This is a genomic window from Calidithermus terrae (assembly GCF_003574345.1).
GTDB classification, from domain to species: domain Bacteria; phylum Deinococcota; class Deinococci; order Deinococcales; family Thermaceae; genus Calidithermus; species Calidithermus chliarophilus.
On record NZ_QXDL01000002.1, the window covers coordinates 34,849 to 56,704 of the forward strand.

Sequence of the window (21,856 nt, forward strand, 5' to 3'; positions counted from 1 at the left end):
AGTGCCCCAATGTGCCTCTGATGATGCGAAATGACCCCCCCTTGACATATTGTGCGTTAGTACCATATCGTAGATGCACTATTGTGGAGCATTGTGTCTCCATACAGCCCCCGCCCCTGTGCGGGGGCTAACTCTATGCGCCCCCAGCGCCATAATCCCCACTCCAGAGGCCCCCCGTGCGTCCTGCACGGGGGTCTGGGCTATCTGACCCCCGAAAACGATGATCCACGGCTGCCCCTGCATATGCAGGGGCGTTTTTATTGCGACCTAGACGGAGAAAACACAATGGAAAAGCTCGCCTACAACGTGCAGGAGGTAGCGGCCCTGCTGGGGATTCACCGCAACACCGTCCGGAAGCTCATCCAGCGCGGCGACATCCCCGCCATGCGGCTTGGGCACCGCATCTTGGTGCCTCGGGCTAAGCTCGAGGCCCTGCTGGACGCGAAGCAGAACCCCGCCGGGGCGGGCGGGGCCTAGGGAGGCGGGGATGCGCTATACAGATTATACCACTTTGCCGGCCAATGCGCTCCTCGAGCGCCTACACCACGCGCACCCCGCCGGGCCGGGCCGCTGGCGTGCGACGTGCCCGGCCCACGGTACGGGGCGCAATCAAGCCCTCAGCATCCGCGTCGTGGACGGTAAAATCCTTCTCCATTGCTTCGCCGGGTGCGCCCCCGACGCGATTCTCTCGGCCCTGGGGCTGACCTGGGCCGACCTGCACACCGATACTGCCCGCCCCTGGGAGGCCCCCGGCTACTACCGCCCTGCACCGGCCCCCGCCACGCCCGACGCCGAGCGTGTGGAGCGCTGGGGCCGCTGGTGGGCATCCGCCACGCCCGGCCATCCCCTGCTCCAGGCGTACTTGAAATCTCGGGGACTCTCCATCGAGCCGCCCCCCACCCTCCGGCTGGCGGTGTGGGGGGAGCAGCCGGTGATGTTGGCGCGGGCGATCGGCCCCGGCGGGGAACTGGTGGGGATGCACTTGACGCACCTAAAGCCCGACGGGAGCGGGCGGCTGGGCAGGCGGCTGGCGAAGGGCTCACACCCCCTGGGCGGGGCGATCAGGCTCTACCGCCTTGAGTCCGGTCAACCGTTGGCCCTGGCCGAGGGGGTCGAGACCGCCCTGGCGGTGCACCAGGCCGCCCGCTGGCCGGCGTGGGCCTGCGTTAGCGCCGGTGGGCTCGCCGCCGTGCAGCTACCCGCCGAGGTGGATGAGGTGGTCATCGCCGCCGACCACGACCCCGCCGGGCTGGAGGCCGCCCGCAAGCTCGTCCGTAAGTTGCTTTCGGAGGGCCGCAAGGTGCGGCTGGCGGTGCCGCCGGTGCCGGGCAGTGATTGGCTGGATGTGGTAGCCGCCGGGGAGGTGCTGGCGTGAGCGCCCTGGACGCCCTCAAAGCCGCCCCCGAGGTGCAGGCCACCGAGGTGTGGCCGGAGCCGGAGCCGCTGGAGTCCCTGGGCGAGGCCCCCTTGAGGGAGTTCCCTCGGGGGGCGATCCTGCCCCCCGAGCTGGAGGATTACGCCCTGGCCTTTGCGGACCGGCTGCGGGTGCCCCTGGGGGTGGTGGCGATGGCCCAGCTCTGCGCCGCGAGCGCGGTGGTGGGGGGGCGGGCCTTCGTCGCCCCCGACGTGGACAATCCCGGTTGGCGGGAGTCCAGCGCCTTGTGGGTGGCCGGGGTTATGGACGTTTCGACGAAGAAAACCCCGATCTTGAACGCGGCCTTGCGGCCCCTGCACGAGATCGAGGCCGAGCTGCGCGAGGACAACCGCCGCGCCCTGGAAGCCTACGAGGCCGAGCTGGACGCCTGGGCGGGCCAGAAGCGCGGGGAGAGAGGCCCCAAGCCCCAGAAGCCCCCCCAGGCCCGCCTGCTGGCCTCCGACTGCACCCGCGAGGCCCTGGCCGACCTGCTCACCCAGAACCCCGGCCTGCTGGCCTTCCAGGACGAGCTGGCGGGCCTGTTTCGCGAGTGGAGGCGCGAGGACCGGGGCTCGGAGCGCGCCTTCTACCTCGCGGCCTACTCGGGGAGCCCGGTCAACGTTGACCGCGTGGTGCGCGGCTCCAGCTACATCGAGCGGCCGGTGCTTACTTTGTTGGGCTTCGTGCAGCCGGGGCCTTTCCGAGAAATGGTGCGTGAGGCCCTGGAGGAAGGGAGCGGGGCCGACGGTCTGCTCCAGCGCTTCGTGCTCGTGACCGGCGAGCCCCTGGAGTGGGTGGAGGAGCGCCCGCCGGTGCCCCTGGCCCTGGCCGTGCGGTATGCCAACACCCTCAAGGGGCTGTACAACCTGGTGCGGGCCTGGCCCGCACCCCGCACGCTGGCCTTCGACGCCGAGGCCCAGGCCCTCTGGTATCGATGGGAGTCCCAGACCGAGCGCGCCATACGCCACCCCGACCACAGCACGGCGTGGCGGGCCTACCTGGGCAAGCGCCTTGGGCTCACCGCTCGGCTGGCCCTGGTGCTGGGCCTGCTGCGCGGGGAGTACGAGCGCCTGAGCGTCACAACCCTCAAACGGGCCATCGCCCTCGTGTTGTGGCTTGAACCCCACGCCCGGCGGGTCTGGGCCAGGGCCCTCACCGGCGACACCGGGCCGGTGCTCAAGCTGGCCCGCAAGCTCCAGGCTGGGGAGCCGGAGGGGTTCACCCTGCGGGAGCTATACCGCCGGGGCGTGGCGGGCATCGCCACCGCCGCCGAGGCCCGCCGGGTGGTGGAGGCCCTGGCCGAGGCGGGGTGGGTGCTGCCCGACCCCCAGGACCGCCACCGCTACCGGGTCAACCCGCGCGTTCGGGAGGTGAGCCGTGTTCGACCTTGAGGCCCTGCTTTCAGATATATCGAAAGCTACCCGACAACCCGACAACCCGCAAGAAATAGCGTCCAGGACGATAGAAGAGGTGTCGGGTAGGCTACCCGACACCCACCCGACAAACCCGACAGTCGGGCAGGGTGTCGGGTCTGTCGGGTTACTGTCGGGTGAGTCACCCGACACACAAAACGCTGTTCTGCACGAGAAAACCCCTGAAGTGTCGGGTTGTCGGGTGGATGGCGGTGTGTGTGCATCCGTGTCGAGCCCCTGGCCCCACCTGCTCCCGCCGGTGTTGGCCGAACTCGAGGCCGCCCTCATCGCTGCCGCGCCCACCAAGCCTTACATCCTCGAGTTGACGGACCCCCGGCCCGGCTGGAGCCGCTGGTGCAGGCTGGTGGAGCCTGGGAACCCGCGCCCGGCGCTGGAGGCTGCCGCGCAGTACGAGCACGGGGATTGGGCGGTGTTCAGCCCTTGGGGAGGCCGTCCGTGAGACACCTCGCCACCAGCAGGGCCGCCGAACTCCTGCTCGACCTCGAGCAGCCCCCGGACGTGGAGCCGGTGCGCTACCACGACCGCTTGGCCGAGGCCCAGGGCGTGCTCGAGGTGCTGGCCCCTGGCCGGTGGCGGTTCAGGGGCGTCACCGCTCAGCACTGGCCCCACGTCGGAGGCCGGCGGTTGATGGAGTGCGTGGTGCTACGCGCTCTCGGCACCGCCTGGCTCGACCCCCGGCGGGGTGAATGGTGGTGGGAGCCATGACCCGCCTGCACCCGCCTCGCCCACCGCCCGCCGGTGCTCGGCGTTGAAGCGCGACCCCAAGCTACTTTCCAACTTGAAGGAGTCAAAATGAACGATCTGCACGCACTTACCACCCTCCAGGCCCAACTTGCCGAGGCCCGAACCGAACTCGAGGCCGCCCAAGCCAAGGCCGCACAAACCACCGACCTGCACGATAAAATCAGCCACATCACCCGCGCCCGCGCCGCGCAGGATTTGATTTCCAGCCTCGAGGCCGAGATTTCCACCGTCAGGGCCGCCATCGCCCAGCAGGAGCGCCAACAGCAGCGCGAGGCCCTGCTAACCGAGGCCCGGCAGTTGGCCGAATCCATCGCGCTGACCCGCGACCGGCTCGAGGGGCTGCTCGAGGAGGCCGAGTCCGCCCTGAACGCGCTCCTGGAGCAAGCCCCCGGCCTGCTCAAGGAGTGGCGCGGCCTACGCCACTCGTGGAGGCTGCTCACTTATCAAATTTTGGGCTTCTCCCGCCCCCAGCCCGGCGGTCACGTCGAGGCCGTGCAGCAGCAGCGAGCCTACCAGAATCTCCTTCGGGAGCTTGCCGGGGCCGGCGAGGTGCTGCGACTCGAGCCCGATGGTGACCTCTCGCCCGGCGAGCGCCAGTGGCGGCCTCCGCGAAACTGGTCTTATGACCGCCCCCTCAGCGCTAGAGACCTCGTTTCTTACGTGCTAGACGAGTCTATTCGGAGGTAGCCCATGCCCGAGATGCGCAAGTACCCGCAGCTGGCTCTGAGGCTCGAGCATTTGCGAAGCATTCTCGAGGCCGGCCTTGCCGATGCGCTCCTGAGCGCCCTCCATCGCGCCGGAGAGGGCGGTGAGCCCTTCTTGGTGCTGAAAACCGCGTCCGGGACGTTGATGGTGCCGCTTTGCCTCGAGCCCGTCGATTTGTAGGGGGGGGTGCGAAGGAGAACCCGCGATGGAAACGCCGCAACCCAAACGCTTACGCCGCCGTAAACCCGGCGACTTGGCACAGCTCCGGGCCGTGCTGTGGGGGATGCTCCTCGAGGCCGAGGCCATCGCCCGGGACGCCGGGCAGGACGTGCACGCCCGCCTGAAGGCGATCAGCGCCCTGGCGACCACCGCCGGGGCCTACCTCAAAGCCACCGAGCAGGCCGACCTCGAGGCGCGGGTGCAGGCCCTCGAGGCCGCCCTACAGCAGCAGCCAAGGATGAGAAAAGTTTTATGACCGAACGCCGTCTCTCCAAACTCGAGCAGGAGTTGTGGTCCGAAATTTGGGGGCCGTTCATCGGCTCAGCGTGGGACACGCTCCCTGAACGAGCCCAACAGCTTCTAGACGCACACGACGGGCCCATCTATGAGCCTTTGGGGGAGGGGCTCGAGGGGCTGCCCGGCGTTGCTGCGCTGATTGATTGGGCTCTTTCGCCCAACTACCTCGCCGCCCGCACCCCCGCCGACCTCGAGCCCCCGCGTGAGCCCCCTACCCTGTGGCCCGCCCTGGAGCGCCGACTTCCCGGCCCGGACGGGCTCCAGGCCGGCCGGCTGCTGTTTTTGCTGGCCCAGGGCCGCGCCCGGAGGAGCTTATGAGCGACCTTGAACGCCGTCTAGAACGCATCGAAGCCGAGCTTTCCGCCGACGAGCCGGTGCTCGTCGCCGTCGTCTACGGCGACGAGCTGCCCGGCACCGACCCCACGCCGCTGACCCCCGAGCAGCTCGAGCGCGCCCGTGAGCTTTTCCGGCGGGCCCGCGAGGCCGATCCGGGGCTGCCGTACTACGTCGTCGCAATCAACACCCCTGACCCCGAGTGAGTCGTTCCAGTGGAACGCCCGGCCGCCGAAACAGCCCAATGTCCACCCCGGCCCCTCCCCTCGAGGGGCCTTATCGTTCGTTTTACGCGGTCAGCCGGGAAGTGGCGTCCAGGACGTGCTTCCCCTGCCGGTGCAGGGGGTAGGGGGATATTTCCCTTAATAACAGTTAGCGGAAATAAACGGTGGGCAACCGTGTACAATACCGATATGCCAAAAGGAGAAAAGCTGCATCTGGTAAGACCCCCACGTGAGGCCCTGGCCGCCCGGTGGGGGTTGCGGCTGTTCGAGACCGGCGAGGCCGGGGAGCGGGTGTACATCCGCGCACCGGCTGGGGCCCTGGAGCGGCTGAAGGCCCTCCCGCCGGAGCAGCGGGGCCGGGTGGTGGTGCTGGGACTGGAGGCCCTGGAGGTGGCGAATGCCGAGGCTCACGAATAAGCCCAGAAAGCGCCGGGATGGGCGTTATGAGGCGCGGCTGTCCGTCCTCGAGGATGGCCGCCGGGTCAGGATTTCGGTCTACGGCGCTACCGCCGCCGAAGCTGAGCGCCTAGCCCGCGAGATCAAGACCAGGGCCGAGCGGGGTCAGTTCAGCCGGGACAAGACCACCGTGGTCGGCTTCGCTGAGACTTGGCTGTCCCGCAAGAAGAAGGAAGTCAGGCCCAGCACCCTCGACAGCTACCGCCGTGAGTTATCGCTGGCCCTCCCCTCCCTCAAAGACCCCGAGGCCCTAGACGACTTGGGCTCGAGGAAGCTACAAGAGGTCAAACCCTCCCACATTCGCGCCCTGATTGACGACCTGATGGAGCGCTACAGCCTCCGTACCGTGCGGTGGGTCAGGCAGAAGTTACACACCCTGTTCGAGGAAGCCCTGAACCTCGAGCTGGTGTATCGCAACCCGGTGAGCCCGGTCAAGATCAAAGCGCCACGGGGTCAGACCAAGACGAAGACCGGACGCGCCCTCGAGCCCCACGAGGTACAGGCCCTCTTGGCTGCGCTGGACGCCCACAAGGACCGCCGTACCGCCTTAGCCCTGCGCCTGATGCTGGCCGCCGGGCTGCGGCTGGGTGAGGCGTTGGGGTTGCAGTGGGATGATCTGGATTTCGAGGCCGGTACGCTCACCGTTCGCCGGGCCTGGAGCGCCTACCGGCTCACCGGCCCCAAGACCCCCACCAGCGCCCGCACCGTGCCCATCCCCTTCGCCACGCTGGAGAGGCTGAAGGCTTACCGCCAATGGTGGGCCGAGAAGCTGGGGGTGACTCCGCCCGGTGCGATGTGGGTCTTCGCCGGCAACGACCCAAGCAAGCCCCTGGACTACAACGCGCCGGGTCATGCCCTGCGGCGAATCATTGACGGCATCAACGCCAAGCGCCAGAAGGAAGCGGAGAAGGCCGGGGTCGAGCCGGTGCTATTCCCCCCCACCAGGGTTCACGATCTGAGGCATTCTTTCGGTTCGCACCTGTTGGCGAACGGTGCGCCCCTGGAGCTCGTAGCCGAGCGGATGGGGCATGCTAACCCCAACGTCACCCTTGGGGTTTACCGCCACCTGCTCCAGCACGAGAAGAAGGGTTGGATCATTGACCCTGAAGACCTGACCCGACCCAGCGCTAAGGCTTAAAGTTTATTGGGGTCAAAACCTGGGGTCAAACGAGAACCGGGCTCGAGGTGAGCCCGGTAAATTTGCGTCCTGGACTGGTGCGCCCGGCAGGACTCGAACCTGCGACCTAAGGTTTAGGAAACCTTCGCTCTATCCGGCTGAGCTACGAGCGCACGAAAACGCGCTTGCAGATTGTAGCACAACCGGGCGGGAGGGCTCGAGGCTTGACACCCGGTTTTAGGTACGCCTAAACTATTAGCAGATATTTGGGTAGGCGTACCTAAATACGGAGGTCGTCATGTGGATGAGCCTTGCGATTGCAGGGATGCTGTACGCGCTGGGGCAGGTGCTCTTCGGGCGCTTCGAGGTCAAGACCCCGCCGGCCCGGCGCTTGAGGAAGCCGGTGGTGTTCTTCGGCGTCACCGCGCTGCTGGCGGCGTGGGTGGGGGATTGGGCGTTGGTCTGGGTTCTGGGGGCGATGGGGGCGGGCCTGGGGTTCCACCTCACCTGGTGCAGGCTCAACCGGGTCCACCCGCTCAGCGCCGAGCCTAAGGAGCGGTACTACCGCCTGAGGGGGTGGAGCCTGTGAACACGTCGCTGTCCCGCCCCGTGCTCAGCGAGGCGCAGGAGGACTACCTCAAGCAGATCCTGTTGCTGGGCAGCGCGCCGGAGGGCTCGAGCCTCGAGCACACCACCGCCGTCTCGACGCAGGAGCTCGCCGACCGCATGGAGGTCAAGCCCGCGTCGGTGACGGGGATGCTCAAGAAGCTGGCCGAGCTCGCGCTGGTGGAGTACGAAGCCTACAAGGGCGTGCGGCTCACCGAGGCGGGGTACAAGGTGGCGCTGGAGGTGCTGCGCCACCACCGCCTTCTGGAGACCTACCTGCACCAGGCGCTGGGCTACGGCTGGGAGGAGGTGCACGCCGAGGCCGAGCGCCTGGAGCACCACATCTCCGAGGCCTTCGAGAAGCGCATCGCCGAGTGGCTGGGGCACCCCTCCCACGACCCCCACGGCGACCCCATCCCCACCGCCGAGCTCCACCTGCCCGAGGGCGTGCCCACGCGCCGGCTGGCGGCGCTCGAGGCCGGCGAGCGGGGCCTGGTGGCGCGGGTGGGCAGCCAGGACCAGGACGCGCTCAACCTCTTCGCGCACCTGGGGCTGCGGCCCGGGGCCCTGGTGGAGGTGCTCGAGCACGTGCCCGAGGGCGTGCGCGTGCGGGCGGCGGGGGAGCGCTACCTGCTGCCCGTGGCCCTGACCCAGATCGTGTGGGTCGCGGAGGTGGGGGGATGAGGGCCGTGCACCTGTGGGCGCTGGCCCTCGCCCTCCTGCTGAGCGCCTGCGAGGTCGAAGACTTCGCCCTGCGGCCCGTCGAGGGCGACCGACCGGTGCGGGCCGTGGCGACCACCAACTTCGTCACCGACCTCGTGCAGCAGATCGGCGGGGAGCGGGCGCAGGTCACGGGCCTGATGGGCGCCGGCGTGGACCCCCACCTCTACAAGGCCTCGGCCGGGGACGTGCGCAAGCTCACCCAGGCCGACGTGGTCTTCTACGGCGGGCTGTTCCTCGAGGGCAAGCTCGTGGAGCTCTTCGAGAAGATGCCCAAGGCCATCGCCATCACCGACGCCATCCCCCGCGGGCTGCTCATCGCGCCGGAGGGCGGCTTCGAGGGCACCTACACCTACGACCCCCACGTCTGGTTCGACGTGAGCCTGTGGGCCTACACCGCCGAGGCCGTGCGGGAGGGGCTCTCCAAGGTGGACCCGGCGGGCGCGGGCTACTACGCCGAGCGCACCCGGCAGTACCAGGCCCGGCTGCGCGCGCTCGACGCGTGGGTCAAGGAGGAGATCGGGCGCATCCCCCAAGCGCAGCGGGTGATGGTGACCGCGCACGACGCCTTCAGCTACTTCGGGCGGCGCTACGGGCTCGAGGTGCGCGGCCTGCAGGGCGTCTCGACCGTGGCCGAGACCGGCACCCGCGACGTGCAGGAGCTCGCGGCCTTCCTGGCCGAGCGCGGCATCCGGGCCATCTTCGTCGAGTCGAGCGTGCCTAGGCGCTCGGTGGAGGCCGTGGTGGCGGCGGTGCGGGCCCGGGGCAAGGAGCTTCGCATCGGCGGCGAGCTCTTCTCCGACGCGGCCGGCGACCCCGGCACCCCCGAAGGCACTTACGTCGGCATGGTCGAACACAACGTCAGAACCATCGTTTCGGCTCTGCTCGGAGGCGAACACCCATGATCAAGTCCAGCGTCAGCGAACAAGCCTCGGCCCTTCCCCAGCGGGCGGCGCCCCTCGAGGTGCGCGACCTCACCGTGGCCTACCACGAGAAGCCCGTGCTGTGGGACGTGGACCTTTCCATCCCCGAAGGCCAGCTCTGCGCCATCGTCGGGCCCAACGGCGCGGGCAAGAGCACCCTGATCAAGGCCGTGCTGGGGCTCATCCCAAAGGCCTCGGGCACCGTGCAGTTCTTCGGGCAGCCGCTCGAGGCCGCCCGGAGCCGCATCGGCTACGTGCCCCAGCGCTCCTCGGTGGACTGGGACTTCCCCACCAACGCCCTGGACGTGGTGCTGATGGGGCTTTACGGGCGGCTGGGCTGGTTCCGCCGGCCCGGCAAGGCCGAGCGCGAGGCGGCGATGCACGCGCTCGAGCAGGTCGGGCTCACCGCCTTCGCCCACCGCCAGATCGCCCAGCTCTCGGGCGGGCAGCAGCAGCGGGTCTTCCTGGCCCGCGCCCTGGCCCAGGCCTCCGACCTCTACTTCATGGACGAGCCCTTCGCCGGGGTGGACGCGGTCACTGAGGCCGCCATCCTGCAGGTGATGCGCGGGCTGAAGAAGCAGGGCAAGACCGTGGTGGTCGTGCACCACGACCTCGAGACGGTGCGCGACTACTTCGACCACCTCACCCTGCTCAACGTGCAGGTCATCGCCAGCGGGCCGCTCGAGCAGGCCTTCACGCCCGAGAACCTCAAGGCCACCTACGGCGAGCGCATGAGCGTGGGGAGGTGAGGCCGTGGATCTCCTCGCCGGCATCTTCACCGACTACACCCTGCGCAACGTGGCGCTGGGCGCGGCGCTGTTGGGCCTGGTGGGCGGGGTGCTGGGCAGCTTCGCCACGCTGCGCCGCCAGAGCCTGCTGGGCGACGTGCTGGCCCACGCCGCGCTCCCCGGCATCTGCCTGGCCTTCCTCCTCACCGGGACCAAGGCCCCGCTCGTCCTGCTGCTGGGCGCGGGCCTGGCGGGCTGGCTGGCCTCGCTGCTGATGCTCGCCGTCCTGCGCAGCACCCGCCTGCCCGAGGACAGCACCCTTGGCGTGATCCTCAGCGGCTTCTTCGGCTTCGGCATCGGCCTCCTGACCTTCATCCAGCACAGCGGCGACAGCGAGCAGGCCGGGCTCGACAAGTTCATCTTCGGGCAGGCGGCCACCGTCGTGGGCGAGGACGTGCTGACCATGGCCGTCTTGGGCGGCGTCGCGCTCTTACTGGTGGGCCTGTTGTACAAGGAGTTCAAGCTGCTCACCTTCGATGCCGCCTTCGCCTCGAGCCTGGGCCTCCCCGTGCGCGGCCTGGGCACGCTGCTGACCTCGCTGACGGTGATCGCGGTGATGATCGGGCTGCAGACCGTGGGCGTGGTGCTGATGGCCGCCATGCTCATCGCCCCGGCGGCCGCCGCGCGGCAGTGGACCAACCGCCTGGGCACCATGGTCTGGCTCTCCGCGGCCTTCGGCGTCCTGTCGGGCGTGCTGGGCGCGGTGATCTCGGCCACCCGCGAGAACCTGCCCACCGGCCCGCTGGTGGTGCTCACCGCCAGCCTCATCACCCTCTTCTCGCTGCTGCTGGCCCCCGAGCGCGGGCTGGTGTGGGACTGGCGGCGCACCCGCAACAACCGCCGCCGCATCCGCCTCGAGCGCCTGCTGCTCGACGCCCACGTGCTCTACAACCACGCCGAGCTCACCCCCGAGAGCCTCGCCCAGCGCCGCCGCACCAGCGCGGCCCGGGCCAAGGAGGAGCTTGCCGAGCTCGCCGCCCGGGGTTGGGTGGCCGGGCGCGGGGGGCGCTGGGAGCTCACCGAGCAGGGCCACGCCGAGGCCCACCGCCTCGAGCAGGCCATGCGGGTGCTGCCCAAGGCCCTGAACCCGCGCGCCGAAAGCGGCGCAGGAGGTGCCGCGTGAGCTCCGACTTCGTCATCGTCCTCACCGCCGTCTTCGTCTCCACCGCCTCGGCGCTGCTGGGCAGCTTCCTGGTGCTGCGCCGCATGGCCCTGATGGCCGACGCCATCTCGCACGCGGTGCTCCCCGGCATCGTACTGGCCTTCTGGGTCTCCGGGGGCGAGCGGGCCACGGCCCCGGCGCTGCTGGGCGCCGCCGCGGCCGGGCTGCTCACCGTGACGCTGGTGGAGTGGCTCACCCGTACCGGGCGCATCAAGAACGACGCGGCCATCGGGCTGGTCTTCCCCGCCCTCTTCAGCCTCGGGGTGCTGGCGGTGTCGCTGTACTTCCGCAACGTCCACCTCGACCTCGACGCGGTGCTCTACGGCGAGATCGCCTACGCCCCCTTCAACACCCTCGAGGCCTTCGGCCTCAACCTGGGGCCGGAGTCGCTGTGGATCATGGGCGGCCTGACCCTCGTCAACCTGCTGTTCGTGCTGCTGTTTTACAAGGAGCTCAAGCTCTCGACCTTCGACGCGGGGCTGGCGGCGGCCCTGGGCTTCCTGCCCGCCGTGCTGCACTACGCCCTGATGAGCCTGGTCTCGCTCACCGCCGTGGGCGCGTTCCAGTCGGTGGGGGCCATCCTGATCGTGGCCTTCCTGATCATCCCCCCCGCCACCGCCTACCTCCTCACCCAGCGCCTGCCGGTGATGATCGCCCTGGCGGTGGGGGTGGGGGCGGTCTCGAGCGTGCTGGGCTACGTGCTCGCCATCCTGCTCGACGCCTCCATCGCCGGGATGATGGCTACCGTGGCCGGGCTGCTCTTCGGGCTGGCCTGGCTGTTCTCCCCCGTGGGCGGGGTGTTCACCGCCCGCAACCGCCGCGAGCGCCAGCGCCGCGAGTTCGCCGCCCGGCTGCTGCTGGCCCACCTGGCCCACCACGACCGGCCCGTCCCGGCGCGGGAGGTGCTCGAGGAGTTCGGCTGGAGCCCCGCCTTCCTGGCCCAGGCCCAGCAGTGGGCCCAGCGCGAGGGGCTCCTCGCGGGCGACCCCAACGGGCTACGGCTGACGGCTCGAGGCGCGGCTTTGGCGGGGGAAAGGCCGTAGGGGGTCGATAGTCGATGGCCCATAGCCGATAGCTAAACGCCAGACGCCGGGCGCGGGGCATGCGTCCTACGTCCCACGTCCTACGTCGTACGCAAGACGCAAAACGCCAAACGCAAAACGCCCTTTGTTTACCTCCCTCAGCAAGGGGGGCCGGGGGGATACCCCCTCCCCGCGCGCGGGGAGGGGTTTCTTCTACACCACGGGCCCCTACCTTTTGCTGACGGCTTATACCCGATTCGGTCCGTTCGTCCCCGAATGGGACGAACGGACCCGACCGAAGGGATACGCTTGCTTCGCCGACCGTCAGGGAGGGGTGTGCCCTGGGGTCCAAAAAGATAGCCTCTGAAGGTCTTTGGTTTGGGTGATTATCTTTTTGAATCCGGTATTACAGCTTATCGCTTCCCGCTCTCCCTACCGCGCCTGCACGCTGATGCGGTTCCCTGCTGCGTCTACCGCGATGATCGTCGCGGAGCGAACGGGGACTTCGACGTAGAAAGGGACCTCCTTGCCCTTGGGCAGGGAGAGGGTGTTGTAGAGGGTCTTGCCGCCCTGCTGGTACTGCACGACCACCTTGTCCACGCCGGTGTCGTCGAGGGCGCGGCCGGTGATGCGGATGCCCTTGTTGACCGGGGTGCGCTCGACGATGGGCTCCTGGTTTTCCGATCCGGGCGGGGGGGCGACGGTGCGGGTGGTGTACTCGACGATGGGCTCGGTGCGCTCGAGGCGGATCTGCGGCTGCCGCGCGTCGAGCACCAGGGGCAATTTCATCTCGCGGCTCCGCCCGCTGAGGTCGGTGGCGGTGATGGTCAGCTCGACCTGGCCCGACTGCGGGGTGTTGACGATGAAGCTGAACTGGTAGAGCTTGTCGCCGCGCTCCTTCTCCGGCAGCAGCTCGGTCTCCTTCTGGATGTTGCTCTTGACCCGCACGCTGCTGAGGCCGGTGTCGTCCATGGCGTAGCCCACCACCCGGACCTTGCGGTCCTTGAACACCCCGCCCTGCGGCTGCACCACCGAAAGCAGGGGTGAGAGGGTGTCGTTGCTTCGCACACAGGAGGTCAAGGCGAACAAAAAGAGAATGGGGAGGAGCCAACGCATCCTCCCCATCCTAACAACCCCGGGTTAGAAGTACAGGCGCGGGCCCAGGTTGATGCCGAGCCCGAACTCCGAGTTGCCGCCCGCGAAGGTGAAGCCCGGCACCAGCTCGGTGAGCAGGCTGAACTTCCCGGCCACGGGGAACTCGAGGCCCAGGATGCCGCGAACCTGGAACGCCGTCGCGCTGGCGCCGCCGGCGGCAGCCACCACCAGGCCACCGCCCAGACCAGCGTAGAGGTTAGGGCCCTGCAGGGTGAAAGGGAGCAGCACGTCGGTGGTCAGGCCGAAAGCGGTGGCGGCGGTCCCGCCCGCATCCCCTACCGCAACACCAACACCGCCCCGCAAGGTCAGCGGCCCCAGGAGGTTTTCCATGCCGGCTCGGAGCCCGAGGCTCATGCCGAAGGCGGGCGTGACGGAGATCTGACCCGAAACCGCCTCGCCGAATACCCGACCCTGGGCAAAGGCACCGGTGAGCACAAAAACGACCATCAGAACGAGGAGTTTCTTCATACTCATTCCTCCGGTCCAGAGTATATACAGAAAACGCGGAAAATCGTCAAGTCGAGGCATCAAAATTAGGGATGGCAAGGGCCAAACTGCACCCTTGCCATCCCGGATGGCGGGTTTTAGCGGAAGATCACGCCGACCCGGGTACCGTAGCCGAAGCCCACGCCGCTCCCGCCCGCGAGAACGATGCTGGCACCAAGTTGCCCTTCCCCGTAGAAGCTGAAGGTGGTGCCGGCCAAACGGTACTCAATCCCCAGCAGCGCGTGGGGGAAGATGTAGAACCCGCCGGCCGAAAGGAAGGCCCAGAAACCTGCTCCAACGCCTGCTCCATAGTACCAGCTCAGCTCGTTGCCCCCGCTTACCGCGATGGGCATCTCGGCGATGATGAAGTCGGCCGAGGCGCCGAGCCCGGCGAAGGAGATGCCCCCGCCGAAGCGCAGGTTGTTGCTCTGGTACTGGATGCCCAGCCACTCGGGGATCCCCGAGTAGACGCCGAAGCCGTCCGACTGAGCGAAACCGAGGGAGCTGAGGACGAAGAGCACTGCCGATACTGCAAGAATTTTGATCTTTTTCACGCTGTCACCTCCTGATCCTGAGTCTAGCATGTGAGCGTTACGCAAGCGTTAGTTCAGGTGGTGTAGAGCGCGTTGATCTTGACGTAACCTTCGGTCAGGTCGCATCCCCAGGCCATCGCCTGCGCGCTGCCCGCACCGAGATCGGCCTCTACGAGCACTTCCTCGGCCTTCATGCTCTCGGAGGCCTGGCGGCGGTCGAAGGGCAGGGCGGCCCCGGCGTAGAGCGGCATCCCCTGGAGCTTGATGTGGACGGCGGAGGGGTCGAACTTCGCCCCCGAGCGGCCCAGCGCCATCATGACGCGGCCCCAGTTGGGGTCGTTGCCGTAGACCGCGCTCTTCCACAGCGGGCTGGCGGCGACGGTGCGGGCGGCCTCGCGGGCCTCGTCCTCGCTGCGGGCGCCCGTCACCCGCACGGTGATGAGCTTGGTGGCGCCCTCCCCGTCGCGGGCGATCTGGCGGGCCAGGGAGACGCAGACCGACTCCACAGCCTGCCAGAAGGCCACGGGGTCGGTCTCCCCGGCCGCGCCGTTGGCGAGGATCACGGCCATGTCGTTGGTGGAGGTGTCGTTGTCCACGGTGACCTGGTTGAAGCTGTGGTCCACCACGCGCTTCCAGCCGCGGCGCAGCTCGTCCTGTGGCACGGCGGCGTCGGTGAAGACGAAGCCGAACATGGTCGCCATGTTGGGGTGGATCATGCCGCTGCCCTTGGCAACCCCCACCACCTGCGCGCCGCCGGGCAGCGTGGCCTCGGCGGTCTTCATCACCAGGTCGGTGGTGAGGATGGCCTGGGCGAAGGGGGTGAGCAGGGGGCCCAGTTGCACGTTGGGCAGTGCCGCCTCGACCTTCTCCACCGGCAGCGGCACCCCGATGACCCCGGTGGAGGCGGTCAGCACGGCCTCCGGCGCGATACCCAGCCGCGCGGCGGCCAGTTCGGCCATGCGGCGGTCGGCCCGCACCCCGGCCTCGCCGGTGGCGCAGTTGGCGTTTCCGGCGTTGACCACGACGGCCTGTAAGGGCCCCCCGGCCTCGCGCAACTCGCGCCCGCGCAGCACGCAGGGGGCGGCGGCCTGGTTCAGCGTGCCCACGAAGGCCCACGAGCACGGGATCCCCGAGGCCACCAGGCTCAGGTCGGGCTTGCCGGAGGGCTTGATGTTGGCCGGGGTGGCCCCGGCGCGGAAGCCGATGGGTAATTTCATAGTCGATAGCTTATAGCCGACAGCCGGTAGCCAAAAGCCAGAGCGAAGAAATCTTTCTATCGGCCATTGCTACCGGCTACCGACGCCTCGAGCGTTCAATCCCCGTGGTACTCGTAGGTGTGCGCCCCCTCGAGCCCCAGCATCAGGTCGAGGTTCTGCACCGCCGCGCCCGAGGCGCCCTTGCCCAGGTTGTCGAAGCGGGCGATGAGCAGGGCCTGCTCGCGCTCGGGGTTGGCGTAGACGAACAGCTCCATGCGGTTGGTGCCGTTGAGGGCCTGGGGGTCGAGCACGGGGTTGTGGGCGCCGTAGGTCTCCAGCGGCATCACCGTCACGAAGCGCTGGGCGCGGTAGTGCTCGGCCAGGGCCGCGTGGAGCTCGGCGGCCGTGACCGGCCTGGGCAGGGCCCACAGGTGCACCGGGATCACGATCAGCATGCCCTGGGCGAAGCGCCCGACCGCCGGGGTGAAGATGGGCGGGCGCGCCAGGCGGGAGTAGCGGGTCATCTCGGGCACGTGCTTGTGGGTGAGCTCGAGGCCGTAGGCGCGGTAGTCGCCGGCCAGGCGGTGCTCCCCCCGGCCCTCCATGGCCTCGATGAGCTGCCGCCCGCCCCCGCTGTAGCCCGAGGTGCCCTGCACCGAGGCCGGGAAGGCCTCAGGCAGGAGCCCGGCGTCTACGAGCGGGCGCAGCAGGCCGATGGCCCCGGTGGGGTAGCAGCCGGGGTTGGAGACGAAGCGGGCCCGGCGGATCTGCTCGGCCTGGCCGGGGCCGAGCTCGGGGAAGCCGTAGACCCAGCCCTCGGCCACGCGGTGCGCCGAACTGGCGTCGAGGACGCGGGTGCCGGGGTTCTCCACCAAGCCCACCGCCGCCTTAGCCACGTCGTCGTGCAGGCAGAGGACGGCCACGTCGGCCGCGTTGAGCAGGCGCTTGCGCTCGGCTTCGTCCTTGCGCTTGGCGGGGTCGATGGAGAGGAGCTCGAGGTCGGTGCGCCCCAGCAGCCGCCCCCGGATCTGCAGGCCGGTGGTCCCGGCCTCGCCGTCGATGAAGACCTTGGGCTTTCTCATCAATGTTTACCAGGACAGCGCGAGGGGCGTGTCAGGAAAAGCCAGGGGAGCTACCGGCTCGGCGGGGTCGTGATCCAAACGGGACAGGTAACGGCTGCCCTTGGGCTGGCGGTAGACCTCGACCCGGTAGGCCTCAGGGTTTACGATCCAAACCTCGGGGATGCCTGCCTTCGCGTAGACGGCCAGCTTTTTGCGGTCGTCCTCGAGGGTGGTTACGGCGACCTCGAGCACAAGGTACACGTCCTGAGCCTGGGGGTGTTCATGGCGATAATCGGCCGCTCGGATCAGGGCCAGGTCGGGCTGAGGCATGGAGTGCTGGCCCAAACGGAGGGGGTTCTGGGTGCTAACCAGGGCCTTGCCCCGGAAATTCTCGTAGAGCGCGTCCTGAAACTTGCGTACCAGCGTGGCGTGAAGCGGTCCTATGGCCGGCATCTCGTAGACGACTCCCTCGATGAGTTCATAGCGTTTGTCCGGCGGCAAGTTCAGGCGGTAGAAGTCTTCCACCGTCAATTTGTAGCGACGGGATGGAGTCTGAGGCTCACGTACCGCCATGGTCTCAGTCTACCCCCTCAGCCTAGGAGGTGGTACAGCAGCGCCTTCTGGGCGTGCAGGCGGTTCTCGGCCTGGTCGAAGACCCGGCTCTTGGGGTGCAGGGTGGCCTCCTCCACGACCTCCTCGCCGTAGTGGGCGGGCAGGCAGTGCAGGAAGATGCCGTCCGGGGCGATGAGCTCGAGCAGGGCCGGGGTCACCTGGAAGCCGGCGAAGTCCTTGATCTTGCGGCGCTGGCTGGCCTCCTGCTCCTGGCCCATGCTCACCCACACGTCGGTGTAGAGCACCTGCGCGCCCTCGGCGGCCTCGAGGGGGTCGTGGGTGAGGGTGACGTCGGCGCCGCGCTGCAGGGCGTCGAGGAGGATGACGGCGTTGGGCTCGTAGCCGCGCGGGGTGGCGATGGTGAGCTTGGCCCCCGAGAGCACCGCGCACTGGATGTGGGCGTTGGCCATGTTGTTGCCGTCGCCGATGTAGGCCACCCGCAGGCCGCGGGTGTCGGGGAAGGACTCCTCGATGGTCTGGTAGTCGGCCATGAGCTGCACCGGGTGCAGCAGGTCGGAGAGGCCGTTGATGACGGGCTTACGCGAGTAGCGGGCGAGCTCCTCGAGCGTCGAGTGCAGGTAGACCCGCGCCATGATGCCCTCCACCCAGCGCTCGAGGTTCATGGCGATGTCGCGCACCGGCTCGCGCGTGCCCAGCCCGATCTCGGCGTTGGTGAGGTTGACGGCGTGCCCGCCGAGGTGGTTCATGGCGACCTCGAAGGTGGTGCGGGTGCGTAAGGAGGGCTTCTCGAAGATCATCGCCAGGGTCTGGCCCTCGAGGGGGCGCTGGCCCTTGAACTCGCCGCGCTTCATGGCGTGGGCGGTGTCGAGCACCGCGCGGTATTCCTCGGGCGAGAGGTCGAGGTTGGAGAGGAAGTCGCGGCCTTTCAAGCTCTGCACGGGTTTGAGGGTTTCAACCACAGGGTGCCTCCGGGGTGAACGCACACTTATGCGTCCAGAGAGCACGATTATACAGGCGATGGCCGGTGGCCGATAGCTCGGCCGCTGCCGCTCGAGCCCTGCTCAGCCCCCCACGTGCACCACCGGGCGGCGCGAGGGGTCGGGCTCGGCCTGGCGCAGCACCTCGCGGGTGACGGGGGGCACGTCGCCCTCCCCGAAGGCCACGAAGGTGAGGGCCTTGAAGATGGGGCTCGACTCGCTCCACTCGAAGTAGACGTGGGGGATCTTGCCGGTCTGGTCGCGCACGTAGAGCAGGAAGGCCGCGATGGCGTTGGGGACGGAGGGGCTCTGCAGCCGGATGATGGGGTAGTCCCCCGCCTCCACCCCCCACACCTTGAGCACGTCGGAGAAGTCGGAGGCGTCGGGGACGAAGACCTCGAGGAAGGCCACGGGCTCGCGCGGGGGGATGTGGGTGTGCCGGCGCACGGCAGCCTCCTTGGCCGAGTACTCCCCGATGTCGCCCCTGCGGCGGTGGTTGGCGATGAAGCGGATTTCGCCCTGGGCCAGGTTGCGCAGGATGCGCCGGGCGTCGGCGTCGATCTCGACCTGCTCGACGCGCAGCTCCGTCGAGCGCAGGATGCGCGAGACCACCGAGACCACCAGCACCCCCAGGATGAAGAAGGAGGCGATCTGGAGCCCGCTGGGGTTCTCGAAGACGATGACCGCGGAGGTGTAGACGAAGACCAGGCTCACCAGCCCGAAGCCCAGCGCCGCCCCGGTCTGCTTCTTGTGCAGCGCCGAGAGGGTGACGGCGACGGCGGCCGAGGTCATCAGCGCCAGCACGCCCGTGGCGTAGGCCCCGGCCTGGGCGTCCACGTCGGCCCGGAAGGCCAGCGTGACGACGAAGCAGATGAAGGTGAAGATCAGGGTGAGGGGGCGGGTGGCCCGCGCCCAGTCGGGGGCCATGCCGTAGCGCGGCAGGTAGCGGGGGGTGATGTTGAGCAGCCCGGCCAGGGCCGAGGCCCCGGCGAACCACAGGATCAGGATGGTGCTGAGGTCGTAGAGGGTGCCGAAGGCCTCGCCCAGGTGCTCGTGGGCCAGGTAGGCCAGCGCCCGCCCGTTGGCCTCCCCGCCGGGCTCGAAGGCCTGCGGCGGGATCAGGACGGTGGTCACGAAGGCGCTGGTGATGAGCATGAAGCTCATGATCACGGCCGCGGTGGTCAGGAGCTTGCGCGAGTTCTCGATGCGGCCCTTCGGGTGGCGGGGGTCGTCGCCGGGGCGGCCCCGCACCAGCGGCATCACCACCACGCCGGTCTCGAAGCCCGACAGGCCCAGCGCCAGCTTGGGGAACACCAGCAGCGCGGCCCCGACCACCGCGCCCACCGAGGCGTAGTCGGCGTTCAGCCGCCCGGTCCAGCCGGCCAGCAGCGAGGGGTCGGCGGCGATGAGGCGGAAGCCCTCGAGCACCACCACCAGGCTCGAGCCGATGTAGAGCACCACCAGCACCACCGCGATGCCGATGGCCTCCTTGAAGCCGATGAGGAAGATGGCGCCCAGCAGGGCCACCAGAAGCAGGGTGAGGGGCACCTGCTGGTGCATCCAGGAGGGCACGAAGGGGTTCTCGACGACGTGCTTGGCCGCGTCGGCGGCCGAGAGGGTGATGGTGATGACGAAGCCGGTAGCCACGAAGCCGATGAGGGCCAGCACCACGAACTTGCCGGTCCAGCCCTCGAGCAGGCGCTCGAGCATGGAGATCGAGCCGTCGCCGTGCGGGCTCTCCCCCGCCACCCGGCGGTACATCGGCAGCGCCCCGAACAGCGTCACCAGCACCAGCACCAGCGTGGCGACGGGCGCGAGGGCCCCAGCGGCCAGCGCGGCGATGCCGGGCTGGTAGCCCAGGGTGGAAAAGTAATCCACCCCGGTCAGGCACATGACCCGGTACCAGGGGTGGGTGGGGTGGTGCTCGGTCTTGGCGGCTTCGGGGCTGTAGAAGCCCTCGGTGCTCTGTTGGGGCTGGCCCTGCAGCAGCCAGCGCATGAAGGGGCTGAGTTGGGGTCGGGCTCGAGCCATAGGGTGTAGCCGGCGGCTACGGCTACGAGAGCCCAGTGTACACCCGCCGCCCCGGGACAAGCGGCCGTCCGCCCACCCCGGGAAGCGGCGCTAGCGGAGGACCTCGAGCACGCCGTTGAACCCGTCGCTGAGGGAGAGCTCGAAGCGCCCGCCCGGCGGCAGCCCCTCGGCACTGAACGCCGCCCGGCCGCCCCGGAGCCCGGCCGAGAGGGTGGTGCGCCGGCCGTCGCCGGCGACGTGCACCAGGAGGGCGTGGGGGTAGCCCCGCTGGTCCCAGCTCAGCTCGAGACGCTCAGGGGTGCGCTCGAGGGCCGCGCGGGTGGCGGGGGCGGCTTGCGGCCGGACCGGGGCCTCGCGGCGCAGGCGCACCTCGCCGCGCTCGAGCACCTCCACCGCCCGCAGGTCGCCCGGGGCGGGGAGCAGGAGGGTGAAGTGCTGCTCCGGCGCGGCCCGGCTGCCGTGGGGCACCTCGACGGTCTCGGGCTCGAAGGCGGCCTCCACGGCGCCGGCTGCCGTCAGCAGCCGCAGCCGGTATCCGCCCGTGCCGGGCGCGTCGGGGGCGAGGCCGAGCTTGAAGACCGGGTCGAGGTAAACCTGGCCGTCCCGGATCCTGCCGCTGACGAGGTAGGCGGGCCCCTGCCCCGCGTCGCGCAGGTTGGGGCTCGAGGGGTACTTCTCGAGGTAGCCCTGGGCCTTGCCGTAGTGGTAGTCGGAGACCCAGTTGGGGCTGCAGTAGCTCATGATGTCCTTGAGCGTGGGGGGCTGCAGCGCGTTGGCGAAGCGGTCGTAGCCCCAGGTCTGGGTGGGGGCCCCGGGGTAGGGGTAGTCGGGGTCGCCCTCCACCCCGCAGGGGGCGTGGAGCAGGCCGAAGTTGTGGCCGACCTCGTGGGCCATCACGCGGAAGCTCGGCTGGCCGAAGGCGGTGCGGCCGGGCACGTAGGCGATGCCGCCCCCGATGTTGCCGACGCAGTAGTAGGCGCGGCCGCTGTTGTCGCTGGCCTGGACCCTGCGGCACTCGCCCAGGAGCTGGCCCCAGTCGGTGTACTGCGAGGTGTAGCCGGCCCGCTCCTTCACGTCCACGCGGGTGAGCGGCCAGAGCTTGAGCAGGTTCTTGCGGAGGGTCTCGAGGTCGTAGGCGGGCGGGGCCTTGCCGCCCACCACCACCGGGACGACGGTGAGGTAGAAGTCGAGCTCCTTGCCCACGGCGGGCTCGAGGGTGAGCCGGTTGTCGGCCTCCACGCCCTCGCCGATGGCGTTGTCGGGGTCGGCCTCGAGCTCGACCCTCAGCCCGGGCCTGACCCACTCGGCCGGGACGGTGGCGTTGTAGGTCGAGGCGAGTTCGTCCACGCGGGCGGCCTGCGGCACCCGCGCGGGCCCCTCGAGCTTCAGCTCCCCCAGGTAGGCCCCGGCGGCGAACGCCCGCGCCCGCAACCGGGCGGGCAGCTCGGGCCGGTCGGCGGTGTAGTAGACCCGCAGCAGCGCCGGCTTCCCCCCCACCAGCCGCAGCCCTTCCTTGAACAGGCTCTGGCCGACCTCGGCCCTCTCGATCCTGACCTCGCCGGTATAGGCCGGGGCCGGCGGGCGGTTGCTGCACCCCACCAGGGCCAGCAGCCCCAGCCACACTCCTCTAGGCCACGCGCTCATGCCACTCTCCCCATCTCCGGACGACGCACTCGAGCCC

The 21,856-nt window shown here is 69.3% G+C and carries 27 protein-coding genes and 1 tRNA gene; 18 read left to right on the plus strand and 10 right to left on the minus strand.

Annotated elements, in window-relative coordinates; all coding sequences use genetic code 11:
• Positions 1-285: 285 nt before the first annotated feature.
• The 12 genes from Mterra_RS00505 (at position 286) to Mterra_RS00555 (ending at position 6,963) form a co-directional block, all read left to right on the plus strand.
• The gene (locus Mterra_RS00505) at positions 286-477 is read left to right on the plus strand and encodes a helix-turn-helix domain-containing protein (protein ID WP_119313377.1); all 192 of its coding nucleotides are present in this window, start codon (positions 286-288) and stop codon (positions 475-477) included.
• A gap of 154 nt (positions 478-631) precedes the next feature.
• A complete protein-coding gene (locus Mterra_RS00510) occupies positions 632-1,375 on the plus strand; it encodes a toprim domain-containing protein (RefSeq protein WP_245971432.1) in 744 nt (247 codons plus the stop codon).
• Positions 1,372-2,805, plus strand: coding sequence for a YfjI family protein (locus Mterra_RS00515; protein ID WP_119313378.1), 1,434 nt, complete (start codon positions 1,372-1,374; stop codon positions 2,803-2,805). Before Mterra_RS00510 ends, Mterra_RS00515 begins: the two co-directional genes overlap by 4 nt.
• 235 nt (positions 2,806-3,040) lie before the next feature.
• On the plus strand, positions 3,041-3,286 hold the full coding sequence (locus tag Mterra_RS21675) for a hypothetical protein (protein ID WP_147372473.1): 246 nt from the start codon (positions 3,041-3,043) through the stop codon (positions 3,284-3,286).
• Entirely contained in the window at positions 3,283-3,552 is a 270-nt protein-coding gene (locus Mterra_RS00520) for a hypothetical protein (RefSeq protein ID WP_147372474.1), read from the plus strand. The genes Mterra_RS21675 and Mterra_RS00520 overlap by 4 nt, the downstream gene beginning before the upstream one ends.
• Before the next feature lie 87 nt (positions 3,553-3,639).
• The gene (locus Mterra_RS00525; RefSeq protein ID WP_119313380.1) at positions 3,640-4,278 is read left to right on the plus strand and encodes a hypothetical protein; all 639 of its coding nucleotides are present in this window, start codon (positions 3,640-3,642) and stop codon (positions 4,276-4,278) included.
• A gap of 3 nt (positions 4,279-4,281) precedes the next feature.
• Positions 4,282-4,476: a hypothetical protein gene (locus tag Mterra_RS00530; protein ID WP_119313381.1), complete on the plus strand. Its 195-nt coding sequence runs from the start codon at positions 4,282-4,284 to the stop codon at positions 4,474-4,476.
• 73 nt (positions 4,477-4,549) lie between these two features.
• Positions 4,550-4,771 carry a hypothetical protein gene (locus Mterra_RS00535; RefSeq protein WP_119313382.1) on the plus strand — a complete coding sequence of 74 codons (222 nt, stop codon included), beginning with the start codon at positions 4,550-4,552 and terminating at the stop codon, positions 4,769-4,771.
• Positions 4,768-5,130: a hypothetical protein gene (locus tag Mterra_RS00540; protein ID WP_119313383.1), complete on the plus strand. Its 363-nt coding sequence runs from the start codon at positions 4,768-4,770 to the stop codon at positions 5,128-5,130. Before Mterra_RS00535 ends, Mterra_RS00540 begins: the two co-directional genes overlap by 4 nt.
• On the plus strand, positions 5,127-5,351 hold the full coding sequence (locus tag Mterra_RS00545) for a hypothetical protein (RefSeq protein WP_119313384.1): 225 nt from the start codon (positions 5,127-5,129) through the stop codon (positions 5,349-5,351). Before Mterra_RS00540 ends, Mterra_RS00545 begins: the two co-directional genes overlap by 4 nt.
• Positions 5,352-5,558: 207 nt before the next feature.
• Complete coding sequence (locus Mterra_RS00550) at positions 5,559-5,786, plus strand: hypothetical protein (protein WP_119313385.1); 228 nt, start codon at positions 5,559-5,561, stop codon at positions 5,784-5,786.
• Positions 5,767-6,963, plus strand: coding sequence for a tyrosine-type recombinase/integrase (locus Mterra_RS00555; RefSeq protein WP_119313386.1), 1,197 nt, complete (start codon positions 5,767-5,769; stop codon positions 6,961-6,963). The genes Mterra_RS00550 and Mterra_RS00555 overlap by 20 nt, the downstream gene beginning before the upstream one ends.
• A 75-nt stretch (positions 6,964-7,038) precedes the next feature.
• Here Mterra_RS00555 and Mterra_RS00560 read toward each other — a convergent pair.
• Positions 7,039-7,115: transfer RNA gene (locus tag Mterra_RS00560), tRNA-Arg, on the minus strand.
• 131 nt (positions 7,116-7,246) lie between these two features.
• Here Mterra_RS00560 and Mterra_RS00565 point away from each other — a divergent pair.
• Genes Mterra_RS00565 through Mterra_RS00590 form a run of 6 tightly spaced genes read left to right on the plus strand, consistent with a single transcriptional unit; the run spans position 7,247 to position 12,184 of the window.
• Positions 7,247-7,531 carry a hypothetical protein gene (locus Mterra_RS00565; protein ID WP_170159493.1) on the plus strand — a complete coding sequence of 95 codons (285 nt, stop codon included), beginning with the start codon at positions 7,247-7,249 and terminating at the stop codon, positions 7,529-7,531.
• Positions 7,532-7,539: 8 nt separating this feature from the next.
• Positions 7,540-8,232 (plus strand): manganese-dependent transcriptional regulator MntR, encoded by a 693-nt coding sequence (gene mntR / locus Mterra_RS00570; RefSeq protein WP_170159494.1) that lies wholly within the window; start codon positions 7,540-7,542, stop codon positions 8,230-8,232.
• Positions 8,229-9,173 carry a metal ABC transporter solute-binding protein, Zn/Mn family gene (locus Mterra_RS00575; RefSeq protein ID WP_119313389.1) on the plus strand — a complete coding sequence of 315 codons (945 nt, stop codon included), beginning with the start codon at positions 8,229-8,231 and terminating at the stop codon, positions 9,171-9,173. Before mntR ends, Mterra_RS00575 begins: the two co-directional genes overlap by 4 nt.
• The gene (locus Mterra_RS00580) at positions 9,170-9,940 is read left to right on the plus strand and encodes a metal ABC transporter ATP-binding protein (RefSeq protein WP_119313390.1); all 771 of its coding nucleotides are present in this window, start codon (positions 9,170-9,172) and stop codon (positions 9,938-9,940) included. The genes Mterra_RS00575 and Mterra_RS00580 overlap by 4 nt, the downstream gene beginning before the upstream one ends.
• 4 nt (positions 9,941-9,944) lie before the next feature.
• Positions 9,945-11,102, plus strand: coding sequence for a metal ABC transporter permease (locus Mterra_RS00585; RefSeq protein ID WP_119313391.1), 1,158 nt, complete (start codon positions 9,945-9,947; stop codon positions 11,100-11,102).
• Positions 11,099-12,184 (plus strand): metal ABC transporter permease, encoded by a 1,086-nt coding sequence (locus tag Mterra_RS00590; protein WP_119313392.1) that lies wholly within the window; start codon positions 11,099-11,101, stop codon positions 12,182-12,184. The genes Mterra_RS00585 and Mterra_RS00590 overlap by 4 nt, the downstream gene beginning before the upstream one ends.
• A 411-nt stretch (positions 12,185-12,595) precedes the next feature.
• Here the strand turns inward: Mterra_RS00590 and Mterra_RS00595 are convergent, their stop codons facing one another.
• The 9 genes from Mterra_RS00595 to Mterra_RS00635 all read right to left on the minus strand — a co-directional run bounded on the left by Mterra_RS00595 (position 12,596) and on the right by Mterra_RS00635 (position 21,819).
• Positions 12,596-13,231: a hypothetical protein gene (locus Mterra_RS00595; protein ID WP_245971435.1), complete on the minus strand. Its 636-nt coding sequence runs from the start codon at positions 13,229-13,231 to the stop codon at positions 12,596-12,598.
• Between the two features lie 72 nt (positions 13,232-13,303).
• Positions 13,304-13,786 (minus strand): hypothetical protein, encoded by a 483-nt coding sequence (locus Mterra_RS00600; RefSeq protein WP_119313409.1) that lies wholly within the window; start codon positions 13,784-13,786, stop codon positions 13,304-13,306.
• A 116-nt stretch (positions 13,787-13,902) separates the two neighbouring features.
• Complete coding sequence (locus tag Mterra_RS00605) at positions 13,903-14,358, minus strand: hypothetical protein (RefSeq protein ID WP_119313394.1); 456 nt, start codon at positions 14,356-14,358, stop codon at positions 13,903-13,905.
• 53 nt (positions 14,359-14,411) lie between these two features.
• Positions 14,412-15,554, minus strand: coding sequence for a bifunctional glutamate N-acetyltransferase/amino-acid acetyltransferase ArgJ (gene argJ, locus Mterra_RS00610; protein WP_119313395.1), 1,143 nt, complete (start codon positions 15,552-15,554; stop codon positions 14,412-14,414).
• A 95-nt stretch (positions 15,555-15,649) separates the two neighbouring features.
• Positions 15,650-16,615 carry an N-acetyl-gamma-glutamyl-phosphate reductase gene (gene argC / locus Mterra_RS00615; RefSeq protein WP_119313396.1) on the minus strand — a complete coding sequence of 322 codons (966 nt, stop codon included), beginning with the start codon at positions 16,613-16,615 and terminating at the stop codon, positions 15,650-15,652.
• Positions 16,616-16,621: 6 nt separating this feature from the next.
• Positions 16,622-17,167, minus strand: a complete 546-nt coding sequence (locus Mterra_RS00620; protein WP_119313397.1) for a Uma2 family endonuclease — start codon at positions 17,165-17,167, stop codon at positions 16,622-16,624.
• Positions 17,168-17,184: 17 nt separating this feature from the next.
• The gene (gene argF, locus Mterra_RS00625; RefSeq protein WP_119313398.1) at positions 17,185-18,126 is read right to left on the minus strand and encodes an ornithine carbamoyltransferase; all 942 of its coding nucleotides are present in this window, start codon (positions 18,124-18,126) and stop codon (positions 17,185-17,187) included.
• A 102-nt stretch (positions 18,127-18,228) separates the two neighbouring features.
• Positions 18,229-20,142, minus strand: a complete 1,914-nt coding sequence (locus tag Mterra_RS00630) for an APC family permease (RefSeq protein ID WP_245971436.1) — start codon at positions 20,140-20,142, stop codon at positions 18,229-18,231.
• Between the two features lie 123 nt (positions 20,143-20,265).
• Entirely contained in the window at positions 20,266-21,819 is a 1,554-nt protein-coding gene (locus Mterra_RS00635) for a M66 family metalloprotease (protein WP_147372475.1), read from the minus strand.
• Between the last annotated feature and the right edge of the window lie 37 nt (positions 21,820-21,856).